We start from the raw sequence: 20574 nt of genomic DNA, 5'->3' as shown, positions 1-20574 counted from the left end.
CGTCGGGGGGCTTCGCACCCGCGCCGGCGTTCGTAATACGCTCTACGCCCCGACGACGACCGAGACCCGACCGATGTCCCTGGCCGCCCTCCTGCCTTCGCGCCCAGCCCGCCTGGGCCTGCTGATCGCCACCGCCCTGCTCGCCGCCTGCGGCAACGAAACCAACGCGCCGTCCCGGCCCCAGGGCCAGGCCGCTGCCGCCGCCCCGGCGCGGGCCCTGGCCAGCCAGCTCGGACCGATCCAGGTGCGCGAACTGGCGAGCGGCCTCGCCCATCCCTGGGCGGTGGCGCTGCTGCCGGACGGCGGCTTCCTGGTGACCGAACGCGGCGGCACCCTGCGCCGGATCGGCGCCGACGGCCAGGTATCGGCACCGCTCGCCGGCGTGCCGGCGGTCTACGCGCGCGGCCAGGGTGGCTTGCTCGACGTGGTCCTGGCCCCGGATTTCGCGCAGAGCCGGCGCATCTACCTCAGTTACGCCGAACCCGGCGAAGGCGTGCTCGCCGGCACCGCGGTGGCCAGCGCCACCCTGGGCGAGGCCGGGCTCGGCGACGTGCGGGTGATCTACCGCCAGGAGCCGAAGGTCAACAGCGAGAACCACTTCGGCTCGCGCTTGGCTTTCGACGGCCAGGGACACCTGTTCGTCAGCCAGGGCGAACGCACCTTGCGGATGATGTCGCAGGAACTGGACAAACTGCAGGGCAAGCTGGTCCGGCTCGATCCCGACGGCGGCGTGCCGGCCGACAACCCCTTCGTCGGCAACGACCAGGCGCGGCCCGAGATTTGGAGCTACGGCCACCGCAACTCGCAGGGCCTCGCGTTCGACCCGCGGACCGGCAAGCTGTGGGAAAGCGAGCATGGCCCGCGCGGCGGCGACGAGCTGAACCTGCCCGAGCCGGGCAAGAACTACGGCTGGCCGCTGATCACCCATGGCATCGACTACTCCGGCCAGCCGATCGCCGAGGCCGTGGGCAATGCGCGCGAAGGCCTCGAAGCCCCGCATCACGTCTGGGAGGTATCGCCCGGCCTGAGCGGGATGGCCTTCTACACCGGCCATCCCGGCAGCGCCTGGAACGACAGCCTGCTGCTGGGCTCGCTGGCGCAGCGCAACCTGATCCGGCTGAGCCTGGACGGCGATCGCATCGCCGGCGAGGAACGCCTGCTGGACGAGATCGGCGAACGCGTGCGCGACGTGCGCGTGGGCAGCGACGGCAAGGTCTACGTGGTCACCGACGAGCCCGACGGCAAGTTGCTGCAGATCACCCCGCCCGAGGCCTCCTGAGCCGCCGGAAGGCGCGTGAGGACCCAACAATGCCGGCGGCGCCATCGGGGTTGGAACCCTTCGGGGAGCCAGCCGTCCGGCCGGCATTAATGAGAGCTTCTCTCATTTAGGGTAGAATCGGTCCGGTTTCCTCCCCAATCCGATCAACGGCATGTCTTCCGCTTTTGGCGCCGAAACGGTGCTCGATGTCCGTCACTGGACGGACGCCTACTTCAGCTTCACCACCACCCGCGATTCCGGCTTCCGCTTCGAGAACGGCCAGTTCGTGATGATCGGCCTGGAGACCGAGACCCGGCCGCTGCTGCGCGCCTATTCGATCGCCAGCGCCAACTGGGAGGAGCAGCTGGAGTTCTTCAGCATCAAGGTCCAGGACGGCCCGCTCACCTCGCGCCTGCAGCACATCAAGCCGGGCGACAAGGTCCTGGTCGGCAAGAAGCCCACCGGCACCCTGTTGATCAGCGACCTGCACCCGGGCCGCCACCTGTACCTGCTGGGCACCGGCACCGGGCTGGCGCCGTGGCTGTCGGTGATCAAGGACCCGGAGACCTACGAGCGCTTCGACAAGGTGATCCTGACCCATGGCGTGCGCTACGAGAAGGATCTCGCCTATCGCGAGCACTTCGAGAAGGAACTGCCGCAGCACGAGTTCCTCGGCGAGATCATCCGCGAGAAGCTGCTGTACTACCCGGCGGTGACCCGCGAGGCGTTCCCCAACCGCGGCCGCCTGACCCAGCTGATCGAAAGCGGCGCGATGCAGCGCACGCTGGGCCTGCCGGAGATCGACCCGGCCAACGACCGCTTCATGATCTGCGGCAGCCCGCAGATGCTGGCCGACCTGCGCACGCTGCTCGATTCGCGCGGCTTCGAGGCCTCGCCCCGCATCGGCTCGCCGGGCCACTACGTGTTCGAGCGCGCGTTCGTCGAGAAGTGACTTCGTCGGTCGCTGGGTTTTCCCGCATCAATTCTTCCGCGTCATCCCCGCGCAAGCGGGGATCCAGCGTCTTGAAGCCTGCGTGAAAGTCACTGGGTCCCCGCCTGCGCGGGGACGACGAGCTATCCCAGTGCCCGCTCGATGTCGCGCGCCAGCCTGCGCGGCGGCGTGGCCGAGGCATAGCGGTCCAGCACCTGGCCATCGCGGCCGACCAGGAACTTGGTGAAGTTCCACTTGATCGCGCGCGTGCCGAGCAGGCCGGCGCGCTGCCGGACCAGCCACTGCCAGAGTGGATGCGCACCCGGCCCGTTGACCTCGACCTTGGCGAACATCGGGAAGCTCACCGCGTAGTTCAGCGCGCAGAAACGCGCGATCTCCTGCTCGCTGCCCGGTTCCTGGTGGCCGAACTGGTCGCACGGGAATCCCAGCACCACCAGCCCCTGCGCGCTGTAGCGCTGCCACAGCGCCTCCAGTTCGCTGTACTGCGGGGTGAAGCCGCAGCGCGAAGCCACGTTGACGATCAACAGTACCTTGCCCGCGTAGTCGGACAGCGGCTGCGGATGGCCCTCGATCGCGTTGGCGGTGAAATCGAATGCGCTGGCCATCGGCTCCGTCCCTTCCGGATTGACGCGCATGGTAGCGGAATGGCCGTCGAGGGTCGTGGCCGGCCAGGAGCATGGCCCCCTTGCGCCGGGGGGCATGCTCCTGGCCGGCCGCATCGCGGCAGCTGGAATCGCGGGCGGTCGTCATCGCCTTGGCTCGTATCGGCCCGAGCCCCCCGGCATAGCCCGTTGAACCGGCACGCGGGCAACGGCACCATCGGCGCGAGCCCCGCCGGAACCGTGCATGAATCCCGTCGCCGATCCTGTTGCCGCCGCCGGCTTCACCCACATGCGTATCGTGCTCGGCATGGTGGTCGGCCTGGGCCTGACTCACCTGCTGCGGCAATTCGCCCGCATGATCGAGCATCCCGGGCGCAAGCGCCTGTATTGGGTGCACCTCGTGTGGGTGGCCGCGATGTTCTTCTACCTGCTTTCGTTCTGGTGGTGGGAGTACCGCTTGTCGCACCTGGTGCAATGGGACTTCAACCTGTACCTGTTCGTCACCCTGTACGCGCTTCTGCTGTACCTGCTGTGCACGCTGGTGTTCCCGGAGAACATCGACGAGTACGCCGACTGGCGCGATTACTTCTACCGCCGTCGCCACTGGTTCTTTGGCCTGCTTGCCCTGGCCTATCTGGTGGACCTCGGCGACACCCTGGTCAAGGGCCGGGCCTACTTCGCCGGTTTCGGGCCGGAAATGTGGCTGCGCAGCCTGGCCTATGCCGCGTTCAGCCTGATGGCCATGGCCACCGCCAACCCGCGCTACCACGCGATCTTCGCCGTGGCGGGGCTGGCCTACCAGTTGGCCTTCATCGTGCGCCAGTTCGAACGGCTGTAGCTGCCACGGCAAGGACCCGGCGCCGAGTCTCATGCCTTTCGTCACGGGCGAGCCGGCGGCGCCATCGGGTAGCCTCGGGGCTTTACCGCAATAGGAGCTCCGCTTGACCACCCGCCTCGCTCTTGCCCTTGCCGTCTCGCTGGGCCTGACCATGCCTTCCTACAGCATCGCCGCACCGGCCACCGTCCAGGCCGCCGACCAGGCCAATCCTTTCTTCAAGGAAAGCCCGCTGCCGCTGCACTACCCGCAGTTCGACAAGATCAAGGACAGCGACTTCGCGCCCGCCTTCGACGCCGGCATGGCCGAGCAACTGAAGGAAGTGGACAAGATCGCCGGCAACAAGGCCAAGCCGACCTTCGAGAACACCATCATCGCGCTGGAGAAGAGCGGCCAGGTGCTCGATCGCGCCACCACCGTGTTCTTCAACCTGGTGGGTACCGACACCAACGACACCCGCAAGCAGCTGCAGGCCGACTATTCGGCCAAGTTCGCCGCGCACCGCGACGCGATCTCGCTCAACGGCAAGCTGTTCGCGCGCATCCAGGCGCTCTACGACCAGCGCGACAGGCTCGGCCTGGACGCCCAGGGCAAGCGCCTGGTCGAGAAGTACTACACCGACTTCGTGCGCGCCGGCGCCAAGCTTTCCGATGCCGACAAGGCGACGATGAAGGCGATGAACGCCGAACTGGCCAGCCTGGGCACCCAGTTCAGCCAGAACGTGCTGAACGAGGTCAACGCCTCGGCCGTGGTCGTCGACGACGTCAAGGAACTCGACGGCCTGTCCGACGAACAGATCGCCGCCGCCGCGGAAGCCGCCAAGGCCCGCAAGCTCGACGGCAAGTACGTGATCGCCCTGCTCAACACCACCGGCCAGCCGCCGCTGGCGCAACTGAAGAACCGCGCGCTGCGCCAGCGCATCTACGAGGCCTCGATCAACCGCGGCAGCCGCGGCGGCCAGTACGACAACACCGCGCTGGTGGCGCGGATCATGAAGCTGCGCGCGGACAAGGCCAAGCTGCTGGGCTATCCGAACTTCGCCGCCTACTCGCTGGAGAACCAGACCGCCAAGACGCCCGAGGCGGTCAACGCCATGCTCGGCAAGCTGGCCCCGGCCGCGGTCGCCAACGCCAAGCGCGAGGCCGCCGACCTGCAGGCGATGATCGACAAGGAGCAGAAGGCCGCCGGCAAGCCGACCTTCAAGCTCGAGGCCTGGGACTGGGCCTACTACAGCGAGAAGGTGCGCCAGGCCAAGTACGACTTCGACGAATCCCAGCTCAAGCCGTACTTCGAGATGAAGAACGTGCTGGAGAACGGCGTGTTCTACGCCGCCAACCAGGAGTACGGGCTGACCTTCAAGGAACGCCACGACCTGCCCAAGTACCGCGATGACACCTTCGTCTACGACGTGTTCGACGCCGACGGCAGCCAGCTGGCGATCTTCATCTTCGACCCGTACGCGCGCGCCTCCAAGCGCGGCGGCGCCTGGATGAACTCCTACGTCTCGCAGTCGGAGCTGACCGGCGACAAGCCGGTGGTCGCCAACCACCTCAACATCCCCAAGCCGCCGCAGGGCCAGCCGACGCTGCTGACCTGGGACGAGGTGACGACCATGTTCCACGAGTTCGGCCATGCCCTGCACGGCATGTTCTCGAACGTGAAATACCCCTACTTCTCGGGCACCTCGGTGCCGCGCGACTTCGTCGAGTTCCCCTCGCAGGTCAACGAGATGTGGGCGGACTGGCCGTCGATCCTCGGCAACTACGCCAAGCACTACCAGACCGGCGCGGCGATGCCGCAGGCCCTGCTGGACAAGGTGGTCGCCGCGGCCAAGTTCAACCAGGGCTTCGCCACCACCGAGTACCTGGGCGCGGCGATGCTCGACCAGAACTGGCACCAGATCGGCGCCGACCAGGTGCCCGACGCCGGCGGCGTGATGGCGTTCGAGGCGCAGGCGCTGGCCAAGGACGGGATCGCCTACCCGCCGGTGCCGCCGCGCTACCGCACCCCGTACTTCAGCCACATCATGGGCGGCTACGCGGCCGGCTACTACGCCTACATCTGGTCGGAAGTGCTCGACGCCAACACCCAGAAGTGGTTCCGCGACCATGGCGGCCTGAGCCGCGCCAACGGCGACCGGTTCCGCCAGACCCTGCTGTCGCGCGGCGGCAGCGCCGATGCGATGGAACTGTTCCGCAACTTCGCCGGGCACGACCCGCAGATCGAGCCGCTGCTCGAAAAGCGCGGCCTGACCAGCGAGGGCGGCACCCAGTAAGCGACCCGCTCCACGAAGCCGCCCGGCCTGCGCCGGGCGGCTTTTTTCATTTCACGATGACTCCAGCATCGCATTTCGCCGGACTACGCCACCACCCGATACAGCAGGTTTATCAACGGGTTAGGCGAGTTCAACCTATGCCGGTGCTTTCCGAAACCTGACCCGGTTTTCCCGCTGATGGCTCCCATCAGGCCCTTGGAAATCGGGCGGTTGCGAGGAGTCATCATGGCAAAGATCAAGCTCACCAAGTCCACCGTCGATGCTGCGCGCGCCCAAGCGCAGGCCGTAGAACTGCGCGACACGCTGGTTCCGGGCTTCCTGTGCAAGATTACCCCGGCAGGCCGCAAGGTGTTCATGCTCCAGTACCGCACGAATGCGGGCGAGCGCCGCAAGCCCGCCTTGGGCCAGTACGGGGAACTCACCGTCGAGCAGGCGCGCTCATTGGCACAGGAATGGCTGGCGCAGGTGCGCCGTGGCGGCGATCCCGGCGCAGCCAAGGCCGAGGCACGCCAGGCGCCCACCGTTGCCGAGTTGTGCAAGAAGTTCATGGCCGACTACTCCAGCAAGCGCAACAAGCCCAGCACGCAGCTCGGCTATCAACGCGTCATCGACCGCTGCATCATTCCCTTGCTGGGCCGCAAGAAGGTGCAGGACGTGAAGCGCCCCGATGTGGTGGACGTGATGGAGAAGCTCGCATACAAGCCGACCGAGGCGAACAAGGCCTTCAGCATCCTGCGCAAGATGTTCAACTTGGCCGAGGTGTGGGGCCATCGGTCCGACGGTAGCAATCCTTGCCGGCATGTGCCGACCTATCCCGCAGGCAAATCCACCCACCTCATCAGCGACGAGGACATGGGCAAGCTGTTCCGGCAACTCGACAGGATCGAAGCCGAGGGCTTGGAGAACTACGTGATTCCGCTGGCGATCCGGCTCCAATTCGAGTTTGCCGGTCGCCGTTCGGAAATCATTGCGCTCGAATGGGCGTGGGTCGATCTGGAGAACCGGCGCGTGGTGTGGCCGGACAGCAAGACCGGCGGCATGTCCAAGCCCATGAGCGAGGAAGCCTATCGGCTGCTTTCAACCGCGCCCCGGCAGAAGGACAGCCCCTATGTGCTGCCGTCCCCACGCCACCCGAATCGGCATCTGACCGAGGGCGAGTATTACGGAGGCTGGTGCCGCGCGCTCAAGGCGGCGGGCGCGACGCACGTCGGCACGCACGGCATCCGTCACCGGTCGGCCACCGACATTGCGAACTCGGGCATCCCGGTGAAGGTCGGCATGGCGCTGACCGCGCACAAGACCGTGGCGATGTTCATGCGCTACGTCCACACCGAAGACAAGCCGGTGCGGGAAGCGGCGGAAGCGGTGGCGAACCGGCGCAAAGCGGTGGTCATGGGAATGCGGCCAACCGCGCAATAAGGTGCAACTGCCGGGTCATGAAACCCACCGTGCAACGTGCAGACAAACAGGCATTGCCGCACCGTTTCCGCGTCCACTTCGTGTGCCTGGAAGAGCGGAGGTGGAAGGCAAGATAAAAGGTCGCGGCACTTCGCCGCGAGGAAAGCGGGTCTGCACATGGGGTTGGCGCGGCACGCTCAAGCCGGGGCATCGTGCTGCGAGGGCACGAAATGCCGCTTGGGCATTGGCGAAAGTGCGTGCCTGTCACGGAGGGCAGGCTGTCCGGCAGATGCCAAGCATTTCGTGGCCAGCTCTACGTTTACATGCTAGATTGCGTCTTTACGATTTAATGCGACTTTGTGCCGCCAATTCATTGGCGCTGGAGCAGCCGTGACCGAGCCTTGGGTATCCGTTGAGCAGATCGCCGAACACTTGGGCGTGACGCGCGATTCCATCTACCGCTGGATCGACCGCAAGGGCCTGCCCGCACACCGCGTGGGGCGGCTGTGGAAGTTCCAGGTGTCCGAGGTGGACGAATGGGTGCGCGCCGGCGGCGCGGATGAAGAACAAAACGCGGGCGGTCCCCCTGCCCGCAAGAACTGAAGGTCACGAGGCGCATGCCCACATTGAACTGGATCGGCAAGGAAGCCGTCGTCAAGCATCACAAGGAAGTGCCGTTCCGGCTGCTGGAGCCGGTGCCCGAGCTTTCCTGTGGCACGGGCGATGGCCGCGACAGCGGCAACCTGATCGTGCAGGGCGACAACCTGCACGCGCTCAAGGCGCTGCTGCCGCGATACGCGGGCCAGGTGAAGTGCATCTACATCGACCCGCCCTACAACACCGGCAACGAGGGCTGGGTCTACAACGACAACGTCAACAGCCCGGAGATTCGCAAGTGGCTGGGCGAGGTGGTCGGCAAGGAAGGCGAAACCCTGGACCGGCATGACCGCTGGCTGTCAATGATGTACCCGCGTCTCGTGCTGCTGAAGCAGTTTCTGCGCGACGACGGCGCGATCTTCGTGTCCATCGACGACAACGAGGTCGGCAACCTTCAGGCCCTGATGCGCGAGGTCTTCGGTGCCGCGAACGAGGTCGCCACCATCGTCTGGGAAAAGGGCAAGAAGGGCGACTCGAAGCTTGTATCCGTCACGCACGAATACATCGTCGCCTTCGCTCGCAACAAGGCGCTGCTCAAGGAACGCAAGGTTCGCTGGCGGCGCAAGAAGCCGGGCATCGACGCCGTGCTGGAGCACTACGAAGGCTTGCGCAAGAAGCACGGTGATGACCACGCCGCGATCCGCAAGGAAATGATGGCTTGGTATCGCGCCCTGCCCAAGGGCGATCCGCGCAAGGGCCACAAGCACTACAACTGGTCCGACAAGCGTGGGCTTTACTTCGCGGCGGACTTCGCGGGACCCGATGACGGTCGCGAGAACCGCCCGCGCTATCCGATCCCGCACCCAATCACCAAGCAGCCTTGCGCGATGCCCTCGACCGGCTGGCGGTGGGAAGAGGACACCACGAAGGCGGCACTGGCCGAAGACCCACCTCGCATCCACTTCGGCAAAGACCACACCACGATTCCCAACCGCAAGAGCTACCTGTTCGAGATCGACGAAGAACCGATGATGAGTGTGTTCTACAAGGACGGCCGGGCGGCAACGCTGGAGGTCGAAGCGATCCTTGGCGCTGGTGCGTTTCCGTTTCCGAAGGACTCCGAGGTCATCGCCGATCTCGTTGGGATGGTGGCCGAGCCCGGTGACCTTGTGCTCGATAGCTTTGGCGGTTCCGGGACCACGGCGCACGCTGTGCTGAGATTGAATCAGCACTCGAAGGAGCCTGTGCGGTTCATCCTCGTCGAACTCGACGACGACGTGGCAAGGAACAAGACCCGCGAGCGCGTCCGCAAGGCCATCGAAGGCTACACACCGCTCGCCGGCAAGAAGCGTGCCCCGGTCGAAGGCCTCGGCGGCGGTTTCCAGTTCTGCCGCCTGTCGGCGGAACCGTTGTTCGACGCCGAAGGCCAGATCCGCCGCGACGTGAGCTTCGCGCAACTGGCCGAGTTCGTCTGGTTCGCCGAGACCGGCACCGGCTACACCGGGAAGGCCGATTCGCCGCTGCTCGGCGTGCACGAGGGCCGCGCGATCTACCTGCTCTACAACGGCATCCTCAAGGACCGCTCGGTCGCGGGCGGCAATGTGCTCACGGGCCCGGTGTTCGATGTGCTGCCGAAATTCGCCGGCCCGAAAGTGATCTACGCCGCCGCCAACCGCATGGGCGGCCGCGCCGCGCGAGAGGGCATCACCTTCAAGCAGACCCCTTACGCGCTGGAGGTGTAAACCATGACCACGTTCGTACCCAAGACCTACCAGCAACAGGTGCTCGACAGCATCGAGGCCTATTTCAAGGCCTGCCACGAGCTGCCGTCGCCGTCGATCGCGTTCACCGCCACCACCGAACAGCTGTGGGGCCGTGGCAATGCCTACCACCCGCTCTCGGGCTTTCCGGGCGACATGCCGTACTTCTGCCTGCGCGTGCCCACCGGCGGCGGCAAGACCTGGCTGGCCGCCAAGAGCGTGGCGCTGGTCAACACGCATCTGCTGCGCTGCGAGCACAGCGTGATCCTGTGGCTGGTGCCCAGCAAGCCGATCCGCGAGCAGACCTTGCGCGCGTTGCGTGACCGTCTGCATCCGTACCATACGGCGCTGCGCGAGGCGGGGCCGGTCACGGTGATGGACCTGGACGAGGCCAAGAGCGTGACCCGCGCCACGCTGGACACCTCGACGACCATCATCGTTGCCACCCGGCAGGCGTTTCAGGTGGAAGAGGAGGAATCGCGCAAGGTGTACCAGAGCAGCGGCGCGCTGATGCATCATTTCGACAACCTGTCGCCCACCCAGCGCGACGGTTTGTTGAGCGAGGGTGAAGGCGCGGAACGCACCATTCCCTGCTCGCTGGCCAACGTGCTGCGTTTGCGCCGGCCGTTCGTGGTGGTCGACGAGGCGCACAACAGCCGTACCGAACTGGCGTTCGACATGCTGGCGCGATTCCGCCCCAGTGGCGTGATGGAGTTGACCGCCACCCCCGACCTGGAGCGCACACCCAGCAACGTGTTGCACAGCGTGTCGGCCGCCGAGTTGAAGGCGGAGGAAATGATCAAGCTGCCCGTGGTGCTGGAAACCGAGCCCAACTGGCAGCAATGTCTGGCCGACGCTATCGGCCGGCGCGATGCCCTGCACAAGCTGGCCGACGAGGAACGCCGCGCGGGCAGCCCCTACCTGCGGCCGCTGGTGTTGATTCAGTCGGAGCCGCGACGCACCGGGGTGGAGACGCTGGACTTCGAGCGCGTGCGCAACGAGTTGATCGCCAACCACGGCATCCCGGCCAGCGAGATCGTCGTCGCCACCGGTGAAGAGAAGGGCCTGGAGCAGATCGACGCCGACTACAAGCTGGGCATCGCCGACCCGGCCTGCCCGGTGAAGTTCGTCATCACGCAGAAGGCCTTGGCCGAGGGCTGGGACTGCCCGTTCGCCTACATCCTGGTGAGCATGGCCTCGCTGTCCTCGGCCACGGCGGTGGAGCAGTTGCTCGGGCGCGTATTGCGGCAGCCCGACGCCAGCCATCGGCAGGCCAAGGCCTTGAATCAGTCCTATGCCTTCGTGGTGTCGCACAACTTCGCCGAGACGGCCGGCGCGTTGCGAGACCGCCTCGTCGCGGGCGCGGGCTTCGAACGACGCGAGGTGACGGAGTTCGTCACCGCCGCGAAAGCCGAGCAGGCGCGGCTGGACTTGGAGGGACACGCCGGGCGCGTGGTCGTTCGGCCGGTGGCGATCACGCTGACGGAGAAGCCCGACCTCAAGAGCGTGCCGAAGCCGGTGCGCGACAAGGTGAGCTGGGATGGAAAGCTCAACACGCTGACTATCAATACACCGCTGACCGAGGACGAGGCGGACGTTCTCAAAGCATCGGTCACCGCTGATTCGGCCGTCGCCGCCATCGTCGAGGCCGCCGAGATCAGCCGCACCACGGCCATCGAGTTCTTCCAGACGCCCGCCGAACTGGGCGAGCGTTTTCGCGTGCCGCAGCTTGCCTTGCGTGTGCAGGGCGAGCTGCAGATGTTCGATGACCCCGAGGTGCTGGACTACCCGTGGGATTTGTCGACTTACGACGCTGCGCCGACCGGCGACGACCTCACGGCACTGGGCGCGGGCCTGAAGGTATCGGAAGGTGGAGAGATCGATGTCGACGGCGACAGCGGCAAGGTCATCTCGCGCTTCCTGCCCGATCTGCAGCGCGACCTGGGGCTGGTCTACCAGCCCGAGCACTGGGATGAAGTGCGGCTTGCGACCTGGCTCTGCCGGAACCTGCCCGAGCCTTCCCTCACCCATGCCAGCAAGCAAGCCTTCGTGGCGAAGTGGCTGACCGAGCTGTTGCGCCGGGAAGGCTTCACGCTGGCGCGGGCCAATCTGCAGAAGTTCCTGCTTCGCAATCTGTTGGAAGCGCGCATCCGCGACCTGCGCAGGCAGGCTGTGGGCAAGGCGTTCCAGCAGGCGCTGTTCGGCGACGATGCCGCGTCGCGCGTGGCGGTGACCGATCAATACGCCTTCGAGTTTCACGCCCAGGCCTACGCGCCCAGCCGCGACTACGACGGCCGCTTCGGCCACTTCGATTTCCGCAAGCACTTCTACGGGCGCGTCGGCGACTTCGACAGCAAGGAGGAGTTCGAGTGCGCCTGCTGGCTGGATGTTCAGGCGCAGCAGGGACGCATCCAGTTCTGGGTGCGCAACCTCGTTCGGCGCGAAGGCAGCTCGTTCTTCCTGCAGAAGGCCGACGGGCGTTTCTACCCGGACTTCCTGTGTCAGCTGCCTGGTGCCACAGGCAACGCCGGCCCGATCCTGGCCGTCGAATACAAGGGCGCGGATCGCTGGGTCAGCGCGGAGGATGACCGGCTGATCGGTGGCCTGTGGGCGAACCTGTCTGAGGGGCGCTGCCGATTCGTGATGATCAAAGACAAGCGGTGGGAGTGGATCGAGGAGAAATTGCGATGAGCAACTTCCTCGCCGCCAATTTCGCGCTGCTGCCCGCGACGCTGGAGCGGGTGTTTGCCGGAAGCGACTAAGCCGATATGACAGCCACCGAATTGCCCAACGACTTCTTTGCAGAGATACAAGGGGTTTTCCGCAAAACCCCGGTGCTGCTCTTTGGTTCTGGATTTTCCTGCGGCTACGGCCTTCCTGGCATGGGAGCCTTGGCGGAGCACTTGGCAACCGCTGTCCACGGTGTGCTGACCACCGATGAAGCAAAAAATACTTGGGCACAATCAGCCGATGCGGTAAAGACCAATCTGGAGACGGGCCTGAATGGCATTGCGGTCGGAAAGCCGGAATGGGAAGAGATCGTTTCAGCCATACGCGGAGAAACCGCGAAGCTTATTCTGGATAAGACCATCGCCGCAGAAACGACGATTCTGGGTGAGGAGGTAGCAGGCGGTCACGCGCCGTCACGCCTCCTGAATCGCTTGTTCAACGGCTCGCCGCAGAACGCGGAAAGCATCCACGTCATCACGACCAACTACGACACCTTGCTGGAGTTGTTCTGCGATCTGGCGGAGCTTCCGCTGGACACGGGCTTCACAGGGTTCCGTCGGCGTAAACCGCGACCTCGCCCGCTTTTCCAGACGCAATACAGCCGTGTTCTGGTGGCTGAAAAACGCCAGCAGCAGGTCGATCATCGCCTTTGCAAAACTGTTCGCCTGTACAAGCCGCATGGCTCGATTAGTTGGCTGACCACTGACGATGGGCCAGTGGAAGTCCTCAACGATGTTTCCGTCGCAGGGCGAGCCATCGTCGTGCCCGGCCCTGCGAAATATCAGGACACATTGGTCAACACGCTGTTCGATGCCATGCGTGCCGAAATGAACGAGGTGCTTACCAAGGCCGAAGCCTTGTTGTGCATAGGTTTTGGGTTCAACGATGAACATTTGCAGGGTGTCATCAAGCAGCGTTTGACAGCGGGGATGCCCGTCATCATCGTCACGCGCGACGCGACCCCGAACATCGAGCAACTACTCCGCGATCATTTCCATCTGATCGCCCTATTCAAGTCGGGCGACGGGGCGGTTTGTCACTGGAAGGGTCAAACGCTGCAATCCTCGGAGCCGCTCTGGCAGCTTGATGATTTCCTGAAAAAATTCCTGGAGTGAGGCGGCGATGAGCATTTTCAATTTCACCGAAGAACAATCCCTGGGCGAAGTCCGCAGCGTCGAAACCTCACGAATCACCGTGCGAGTGACCGACGGGCAGCGCCTGCAAAAAGCGCGTGTCGGTCGCTTGGTTGCCATCCAGTCGATGGGGGACGAATGGCTGATCGGCATCATTGAGCGCGTTTGGCGGCACCCGGTCGAATTGCCGACCTTCTCGGAGGGCGAAGGAGTCCCCGATCTGACGAGCGTGTCTCAAGAGGAGAACGGCGTGTCGATCAGCTTGGTCGGTACCTATCGCGCCCGTGACGGACAGCGCAAGGACACCTTCACGCGAGCCGTTTTCATCTTGCCCGAAATCAACCGGCCCGTGTTCCCCATCGAGGAGAAGTCCCTCGAAGACTTCATGGGCATCTTGAGCACATCGTCCAAGACGGATGCGGTCACCCCGCTCAAGGTCGGAACTTACACGCTGGATGGCAAGGCCAGCGCCTACATCGACGGGGACAAACTTTTCCAGCGGCACGCGGCGCTGCTGGGGAGCACAGGGTCGGGAAAATCCTTCACCGTGGCCTCCATTCTGGAGCAGTCTGCGCTGTTGCCTCACGCGAATATTGTTGTGCTCGACCTGCATGGCGAATATTCGAGTATGAAATTCGCCTCGCATTACCGCATCGCAGGCATCGGCGACATCAAGACCAAGAACGACGGCGCAATCTTCCTGCCCTTCTGGCTGTTGACCTACGACGAAATGCAGTCGGTGTTTGTGGATCGCTCCGGTGACAACGCTCCCAATCAGGCGCTTGCGCTGATGGATTCGGTCGTGGAGATGAAGCGCACTGCCATCAATGCGCTTGGCAAACCAGAGCTTCTCGAAGGCTTCACAGTCGATACGCCGGTGCCATACAAGTTGAATGACTTGGTGGAATCTTTGGACAAGAAGAACGATGAGGTTATTCCTACGGGCGAGGAGTACGTCAGCGGCGCGAAAAAGGGGCAGCCCAAAACAGAAAAAGGCCCGTTGAATGGCAAGCTCTCGCGCTTCCTCATTCGCCTGAAGACCAAAATGAACGACCGTCGTTATGCGTTCATGTATCAAGCGCCGGAGGAATACGAGGCTTACGAAGCATTGCACGTGCTGGCGAACAAGCTGCTCGGCACGGGCAATGTCAAAGACGACGTCAATCCTGGCATCAAGATCATCGACTTCTCCGAGGTTCCCTCCGACATCCTGCCGGTAGTCGTGGGCTTGGTCGGGCGGTTGATCTACCAGATTCAGTTCTGGAGCAGCCCGGGTGAAGACGGCGATGCACGGCATCCCATCGTGATCGTTTGCGACGAAGCCCACCTGTACCTGCCCAGCAGCGCGGCGTCCACCGGCCCGTTGGAAAAGCGGGCTTTGGAGAACTACGAGCGCATCGCCAAAGAGGGACGCAAATACGGCGTTGGCCTGATGGTGGTCAGCCAGCGCCCCTCGGATGTCAGCACGACCATTCTCAGTCAGTGCAGCAACATCATCAGCTTGCGTCTTGCCAACAAGACCGACCAATCGGTCGTGAAGCAACTTTTGCCGGAAAGCTTGGAGGGACTGATGGAAGTCCTGCCGACTCTGGATGTGGGCGAAGCCGTTGTGGTGGGCGATGCTACCTTGCTGCCAACCCGAATCAAGATGTCGAAGCCCAAGCACGAGCCACGCAGCGCGACGATTCCGTTCTGGGCACGCTGGGCCAAGCCCAAGGCGGAAGTCGATCTGGTCGCCGCAGTAGAAAACATGCGCCGCCAATCACGCGATAACGGGAAATAGAACACCCGTACTGCGCTCGCAAGCAGTGGTAATTGCCGATGACGATTTCAAACAGCAAACTCCCCATCAACCTCAACGACCTGCTGCGCCAGCGCACGGTCGAGGGCGAGCGCATCGAGTACAAGGCCGGCTGGAACCCGGACGCGATCATCCGCACCCTATGCGCCTTCGCCAACGACTTCGAGAATCTGGGCGGCGGCTATGTGGTGATCGGGCAGGACTGCGATGCCAATGGCCAGCCCGTCTTTCCGCCGGTCGGCCTGCCCGACGACCAACTCGACAAAATCCAGCGCGAACTGCTGGCGCACTGCCAGTTGATCCAGCCGCCGTATTTCCCGGTGTTGAGCCTTGAAGTCGTCGAGGGCCGCAACCTGATCGTGCTGCAAGCGCCGGGCGGGCAGACGCGACCCTATAAGGCGCCGGAAGCTGTCACGGCAAGCAAGAAAACCTGGCGCTACTACATCCGCCGCTACAGCAGCACGGTCGAGGCCAAGGGCGACACCGAGCAGGAGTTGTTGAGCCTGGCGGCGAAGGTGCCGTTCGACGACCGCTTCAACCAATTCGCGCGCGTCGACGATCTTTCCAAACCCTTGATGCAAGCGTTCTTGCAGGAAGTCGGCAGCGCGCTGGCGGAGGATGCGCCGGGGCTTTCCGTCGAGGCGCTGGCGCGGCAGATGAACGTGGCGGGCGGCCCCGCCGAATCGCCCTGGCCCAAGAACGTGGGTCTGCTGTTCTTCAACGAAACGCCGGAGCGGTTCTTTCCCGGCGTGCAGATCGACGTGGTCTGGTTCCCCGAAGGCGCGGGCGGCGACCGCTTCGACGAGAAAATCTTCAAAGGGCCGTTGGCGCGGATGACGCGCGAGGCGCTGGGCTACATCCAGCGCAACTTTCTGCGCGAGACAGTCATCAAGCATCCCGACCGTGCCGAGGCCACGCGGATCTGGAATTTCCCGTTCGCCGCCATCGAAGAGGCCGTGGTCAACGCGGTCTATCACCGTTCCTACGAGGAGCGCGAGCCCATCGAGGTGCGCATCAGCCACGATGAACTGACCGTCCTCAGCTTCCCCGGCCCGGATCGGTCGATCAGGATGGAAGACCTGAAAGCAGGCCGTGCGGTCAGCCGACGCTACCGCAACCGGCGTATCGGCGAGTTCCTGAAGGAGCTGGACATGACCGAGGGGCGCTCCACCGGCATTCCGAAAATCCTGAAGGAAATGGCGGCCAATGGCTCGCCCGCGCCGCTGTTCGAGACGGATGACGACCGGCTTTCGTTCGTGATCCGGCTGCCGAGGCATCCGCTGGCGCTGACGACCGACCAAGTTACCGACCAAGTCACAGGTGAAGTCACAGGTGAAGTCACAGGTGAAGTCGAACGCTTGCTGCGTGCCGTGGTGGGTGAGATGTCCCGCCAGGAAGTCCAGTCTGCGCTCCGTCTCAAGGGGGCGGATAACTTCAGAAAGACATATCTGCTGCCAGCCCTTGCGTCGGGATTGGTCGAAATGACCCTGCCCGACAAGCCGCGCAGCAGCAAACAACGATACCGGCTGACGGAGGCAGGGAGACGCTGGCTGGCGCTGCGGCCCGATGGTTCTTCGAGCTAAGCCCGAACCGTCATGCGCCGCAGCGCGCCATGACTTGGAACGTAACGGCTCCCACCTGACCCTTGCTCCAATCCAACCCAGGGACTCCACGCGTGCGGCGCAAAGCGTAACTTCCTGTCATGCCGAAGTTTTTCAAGCCAAGCGCATGGCCTGGAAAGCTTGACAGCGGACATTTTTCATGCCTGGCGGCAGGTCGTCAATGCTGGACCTCTCCGCCTGCCGACACCGAGGCGTTCGCCGAGAAGCCGTCCTGCGATGCGCCTGCCCCCGCGCCGGCGCTGCCGCCGAGCCTGGCCGTGCCGCGCGCCGGTGCCGCAGGCGCGGACGCGCGGCCGGCATCTTCGCTGCCCTTCGTGCCGCGGCTGCCGGCATCGCCGCGGCCTGTGTCGCCGGCCGTGGCGTCCTGCGGCACGCCGTCGCTAGAAGCCAGCGCCGCGTTTCCTTGCGCGGTCGCGCTGCCGGCCACCGACTGCAGCGCGCCTGCCGCGTGGCTTGCCACCGACGCGGAAACCGAATGGGCGACGTCGCCTGCCGCGCTCGCCTGGCCGAGCGCGGCCTGGGCGGCCGACGATCCCGAGGCCTGGACCTGGGCGACGCCCTGCCGGGCCTGGGCCGCGGCCGATTCCGCAGCGGCTCGGCCGCGCTGGCGCGCCTGCGACACGCCGTCGCGCAGCGTGCCGCGCGCCTGGTCCACTCCGTTGCGCAGGCCGCCGGTGTCCAGGGTGCCGCCGACGGTACCGCCCAGGTTGCCGGACACGCCTCCCAGCGAACCGCCCAGCCCGGCCCCGCCGCTGCCGCCCAGCAACTGGGCCATGGCGAAGGGACTGGCGACGCACAGCGCGGCAGCCAGGGCCGCGCGACGGATGGAAACTTGCTTCATGGGGCTCTCCTTCTCACGGTGCCGCGGCACATCCGCGGCTCTCATGGGGAACTACGGAGCGGCGCGCCCGCTTCTTCCCCAACCTGTCGAGCCCCGACAGCTCGCATTCATCCTGCCGGGCCCGGCGACAATCCGCCGAGCAAGCCCTGGCCGTACGTCGGATCGGGCCCGGGCGTCCCCAGGTCCTGCGCCTCGGCGGCCAGCGCGGTGCGGACCGCTGCCGCGGCCTGCGGGTCCGGCGCGCGCAAGCGCAACGCCGCCAGCCGCGCTACCCGCGGCGCCGCGAACGAGGTCCCGCGCACCTCCGCCCAACCTCCTCCCGGCGCGGCCGCGGACACGCGGCTGCCGAGCGCGGCGAACGCCACCTGCGGGCCACGGCAGGCCTCGGGGAGCACCCGCCCGCGCGGATCGACCGCGGTCACCCCGACCACGCCCGGATAGGCCGCCGGATACAGGGGCGGCGCGGAGGGCCCATCGTTCCCCACCGCGGCCACCAGCAGGTGGCCGCGGGCGACCAGGCCTGCCACCGCCCTCTGCAGCACCCCGTTGGCCGGGCCGGTCAGGCTGACGTTGACCACCGGCACGTCCTCGCGCGCCATCCAGGCCAGCGCCTCCGCCAGCGCCACCACCGAACCGCCGGCGGCCCGTCCGCAGTAGACGTCCGCCGCGTACAGGCGGCTGCCGGCGGGCGCGCCGGCCCGTCCGCCCAGCAGCAGCGAGGCCACGGCGGTGGCATGCGCCTGCGCCACCGGCGTACCTTCGCAGCCATGGGCGATCACGTCGGCCGTCCGCAGCGCCGGGTGCCGCGGGTCCACGCCGCTGTCGACCAATCCCACCCGGTAGGGCGCCGTTGCGACCGGCATGGCCGCCGGCGGCGGCACGGGCACGGGCGCCTCCGCCTGCGCATCCAGGTAGACATGGTTGAAGTCGTACTGCCCGGCGGGATCGAGCGCCCTCAACCGTTTCAGCGCCTGCGCCGTCGACATGCCCGGCGGCGCCTGCAGCACCACCAGGGTCAGACCCAGTTCTTCCAGGCGCCGCTCTTGGCCGACCGAGAAACCCGCCGCCCGCGCCGCTTCCAGCGCCTGCGGCGCCGGCGCGACCGCCACCACCTCGCTGCGCACCACCGGCGCGCCGGCCGGATCGCGGTCCAGCTCCCGGCGATGGCGTCGCAACAGGACGTCGACCCGCTCCACGCGTGCGCTCGAAGCCACCTCGTCTCCCAGCTGCCGCACCGGCGCGAGCAGGCGATCGCCTACCCCGCCCATCCCGCCGGGCAGCGTCACCGGCGGCAGGGCGACCTGCGCCCGCGCCGCGCCGGCCACGGCCAGCAGGCCGAGCCAAAGCATCCCTCGCGCGCCCTTCATGCAGTGGTTCTCCTGGCCGGAACGTGGAAGCGAGGCGCGCCCGCGCCGCGCGCGGCCGGTCCCCGTTGGCCGATAGAATGCGGGGGCCGCGCCGACCGGGCATGAACGCAGCGACGAGGCGCGGGAAGAAAACGCCGGGGAGAAACGTATTCCATGAGCATGCAGCGCGATGCCGCCGCGGCGGTGCGCGAAGGCCTGGCCGCCCTGCTGCCGCGCCTGCGCCGTTTCGCCCGGGTGATGACCGGCAACGTGCACGATGCCGACGACCTGGTGCAGGCCGCGATCGAGCGCGCCCTGCGCCATGCCGGGCAGTGGCGGCCGGAGGCCGGGCTGGAAGGATGGCTGTTCGGCATCGTCCGCAACGCCTGGATCGACGAGGTCCGGGCGAGGCAGCGCCGGCAGCAGGTGCTGGTCCCGGAACAGGCCGGCGAGCACGTCGGCGACGATTCGGCGCAGCGGCAGGACGCGCGCATGACGGTGCAGGCGGCGATGGCGCGGCTGCCGGAGGACCAGCGCATGGCGGTGGCGCTGGTGCTGGTGGAAGGCCTGTCCTACCGGGAGGCCGCCGAGATCCTGCAGGTCCCGGTCGGCACCCTGACCAGCCGGCTGGCGCGCGGGCGCGATGCCTTGCAGGCCCTGCTGGGCGAAGAAACGGAGCGGTTCCCATGATCCCGAACGACGAGACCCTGATGGCTTACGCGGACGGCGAACTGCCGCCCGGGGAGCGTGCCGGCGTGGAGGCCGCCCTGGCGGCGGACCCGTCCCTGGCCGCACGGGTGGAACGGTTGCGGCGGCAGCGCCTGCAGCTGCGGCAGGCCTACGACGACGTCCTGGACGAGCCGGTGCCGCCCGCATTGCTGGCGGCGCTGGATGCGCCGGCCGGCGCGGCCGCGGCGGCTCCGCGCGAGGCCGCGCGCCGCGCGCCGCGTCCGGCATGGCCGCGCTGGCGGAGCGGGCTCGCCCTGGCGGCCGCGCTGGTGCTGGGCATCGCGCTGGGACGCGGCTTCCTGGCTCCCGCCCCGATGTTCGCCGCGAGCGCGGCGGGACTGCAGGCGGCAGGACCGCTGCGCGATGCGCTGGACCGGCGCCTGGCCAGCGAGACCGCGGCGGGACCGGTGCGGCTGCCGCTCAGCTTCCGCACCGGCGCCGGCCAGTACTGCCGGGCGTTCGTGCTGGCGCGGCAGCGGCAGGCCGGCCTGGCCTGCCGCGATGCCGGAGGCTGGCGGATCAACGTACTGGAGGACACCGCCGGCGGCGGCGATGCCCAGGGACTGCGGATGGCCGGCTCGACGCTGCCTCCGGCGCTGCTGCAGGCGATCGACGCGCGCATCGCCGGCGAATCGCTCGACGCCCAGGGCGAGCGGCAGGCCCGCGACGCGCGCTGGCGCTGAACCGGCTTCCGC

General features: G+C 66.3%; 16 protein-coding genes. 13 read left to right on the top strand and 3 right to left on the bottom strand.

Annotated features, from left to right (window positions below):
- Positions 1-73 precede the first annotated feature (73 nt).
- Complete coding sequence (locus FD678_RS05595) at positions 74-1279, top strand: PQQ-dependent sugar dehydrogenase (RefSeq protein WP_140720223.1); 1206 nt, start codon at positions 74-76, stop codon at positions 1277-1279.
- 151 nt (positions 1280-1430) lie between these two features.
- The gene (locus tag FD678_RS05590) at positions 1431-2210 is read left to right on the top strand and encodes a ferredoxin--NADP reductase (protein ID WP_140720221.1); all 780 of its coding nucleotides are present in this window, start codon (positions 1431-1433) and stop codon (positions 2208-2210) included.
- A 122-nt stretch (positions 2211-2332) separates the two neighbouring features.
- Here the strand turns inward: FD678_RS05590 and FD678_RS05585 are convergent, their stop codons facing one another.
- The gene (locus FD678_RS05585) at positions 2333-2815 is read right to left on the bottom strand and encodes a glutathione peroxidase (protein ID WP_140720218.1); all 483 of its coding nucleotides are present in this window, start codon (positions 2813-2815) and stop codon (positions 2333-2335) included.
- A gap of 241 nt (positions 2816-3056) precedes the next feature.
- On the opposite strand from FD678_RS05585, the gene FD678_RS05580 reads away from it, so the two are divergent.
- From FD678_RS05580 to FD678_RS05535, 9 genes are all read left to right on the top strand, one after another.
- On the top strand, positions 3057-3650 hold the full coding sequence (locus tag FD678_RS05580) for a hypothetical protein (RefSeq protein WP_140720216.1): 594 nt from the start codon (positions 3057-3059) through the stop codon (positions 3648-3650).
- 103 nt (positions 3651-3753) lie between these two features.
- Positions 3754-5922: a M3 family metallopeptidase gene (locus FD678_RS05575; RefSeq protein ID WP_177497590.1), complete on the top strand. Its 2169-nt coding sequence runs from the start codon at positions 3754-3756 to the stop codon at positions 5920-5922.
- A gap of 225 nt (positions 5923-6147) precedes the next feature.
- A complete protein-coding gene (locus FD678_RS05565) occupies positions 6148-7341 on the top strand; it encodes a tyrosine-type recombinase/integrase (RefSeq protein ID WP_140720214.1) in 1194 nt (397 codons plus the stop codon).
- Positions 7342-7710: 369 nt separating this feature from the next.
- A complete protein-coding gene (locus FD678_RS05560) occupies positions 7711-7923 on the top strand; it encodes a helix-turn-helix domain-containing protein (protein ID WP_140720212.1) in 213 nt (70 codons plus the stop codon).
- Positions 7924-7937: 14 nt separating this feature from the next.
- On the top strand, positions 7938-9659 hold the full coding sequence (locus FD678_RS05555) for a site-specific DNA-methyltransferase (RefSeq protein ID WP_140720210.1): 1722 nt from the start codon (positions 7938-7940) through the stop codon (positions 9657-9659).
- A gap of 3 nt (positions 9660-9662) precedes the next feature.
- On the top strand, positions 9663-12368 hold the full coding sequence (locus tag FD678_RS05550; protein ID WP_140720207.1) for a DEAD/DEAH box helicase: 2706 nt from the start codon (positions 9663-9665) through the stop codon (positions 12366-12368).
- Between the two features lie 77 nt (positions 12369-12445).
- Positions 12446-13522, top strand: coding sequence for an SIR2 family protein (locus FD678_RS05545; protein WP_177497588.1), 1077 nt, complete (start codon positions 12446-12448; stop codon positions 13520-13522).
- A 7-nt stretch (positions 13523-13529) separates the two neighbouring features.
- A complete protein-coding gene (locus FD678_RS05540) occupies positions 13530-15323 on the top strand; it encodes an ATP-binding protein (protein ID WP_140720205.1) in 1794 nt (597 codons plus the stop codon).
- A gap of 38 nt (positions 15324-15361) precedes the next feature.
- On the top strand, positions 15362-16924 hold the full coding sequence (locus FD678_RS05535; protein WP_140720203.1) for a Fic family protein: 1563 nt from the start codon (positions 15362-15364) through the stop codon (positions 16922-16924).
- 196 nt (positions 16925-17120) lie between these two features.
- Here the strand turns inward: FD678_RS05535 and FD678_RS05530 are convergent, their stop codons facing one another.
- Both FD678_RS05530 and FD678_RS05525 read right to left on the bottom strand, forming a co-directional pair.
- The gene (locus FD678_RS05530) at positions 17121-17804 is read right to left on the bottom strand and encodes a hypothetical protein (RefSeq protein ID WP_140720201.1); all 684 of its coding nucleotides are present in this window, start codon (positions 17802-17804) and stop codon (positions 17121-17123) included.
- 107 nt (positions 17805-17911) lie between these two features.
- On the bottom strand, positions 17912-19171 hold the full coding sequence (locus tag FD678_RS05525) for a S8 family serine peptidase (protein ID WP_218569536.1): 1260 nt from the start codon (positions 19169-19171) through the stop codon (positions 17912-17914).
- 153 nt (positions 19172-19324) lie between these two features.
- On the opposite strand from FD678_RS05525, the gene FD678_RS05520 reads away from it, so the two are divergent.
- The gene (locus tag FD678_RS05520) at positions 19325-19840 is read left to right on the top strand and encodes an RNA polymerase sigma factor (protein ID WP_218569535.1); all 516 of its coding nucleotides are present in this window, start codon (positions 19325-19327) and stop codon (positions 19838-19840) included.
- Positions 19837-20562, top strand: a complete 726-nt coding sequence (locus FD678_RS05515; RefSeq protein ID WP_140720199.1) for an anti-sigma factor family protein — start codon at positions 19837-19839, stop codon at positions 20560-20562. Before FD678_RS05520 ends, FD678_RS05515 begins: the two co-directional genes overlap by 4 nt.
- The last annotated feature ends 12 nt before the right edge of the window (positions 20563-20574 follow it).

Source organism: Pseudomonas sp. Hp2 (genome assembly GCF_006386585.1).
Classification (GTDB): Bacteria; Pseudomonadota; Gammaproteobacteria; order Xanthomonadales; family Xanthomonadaceae; genus Pseudomonas_S; species Pseudomonas_S boreopolis.
Note: the sequence above shows the minus strand (reverse complement) of the source record. Positions and strands in the feature narration are given on the sequence as shown.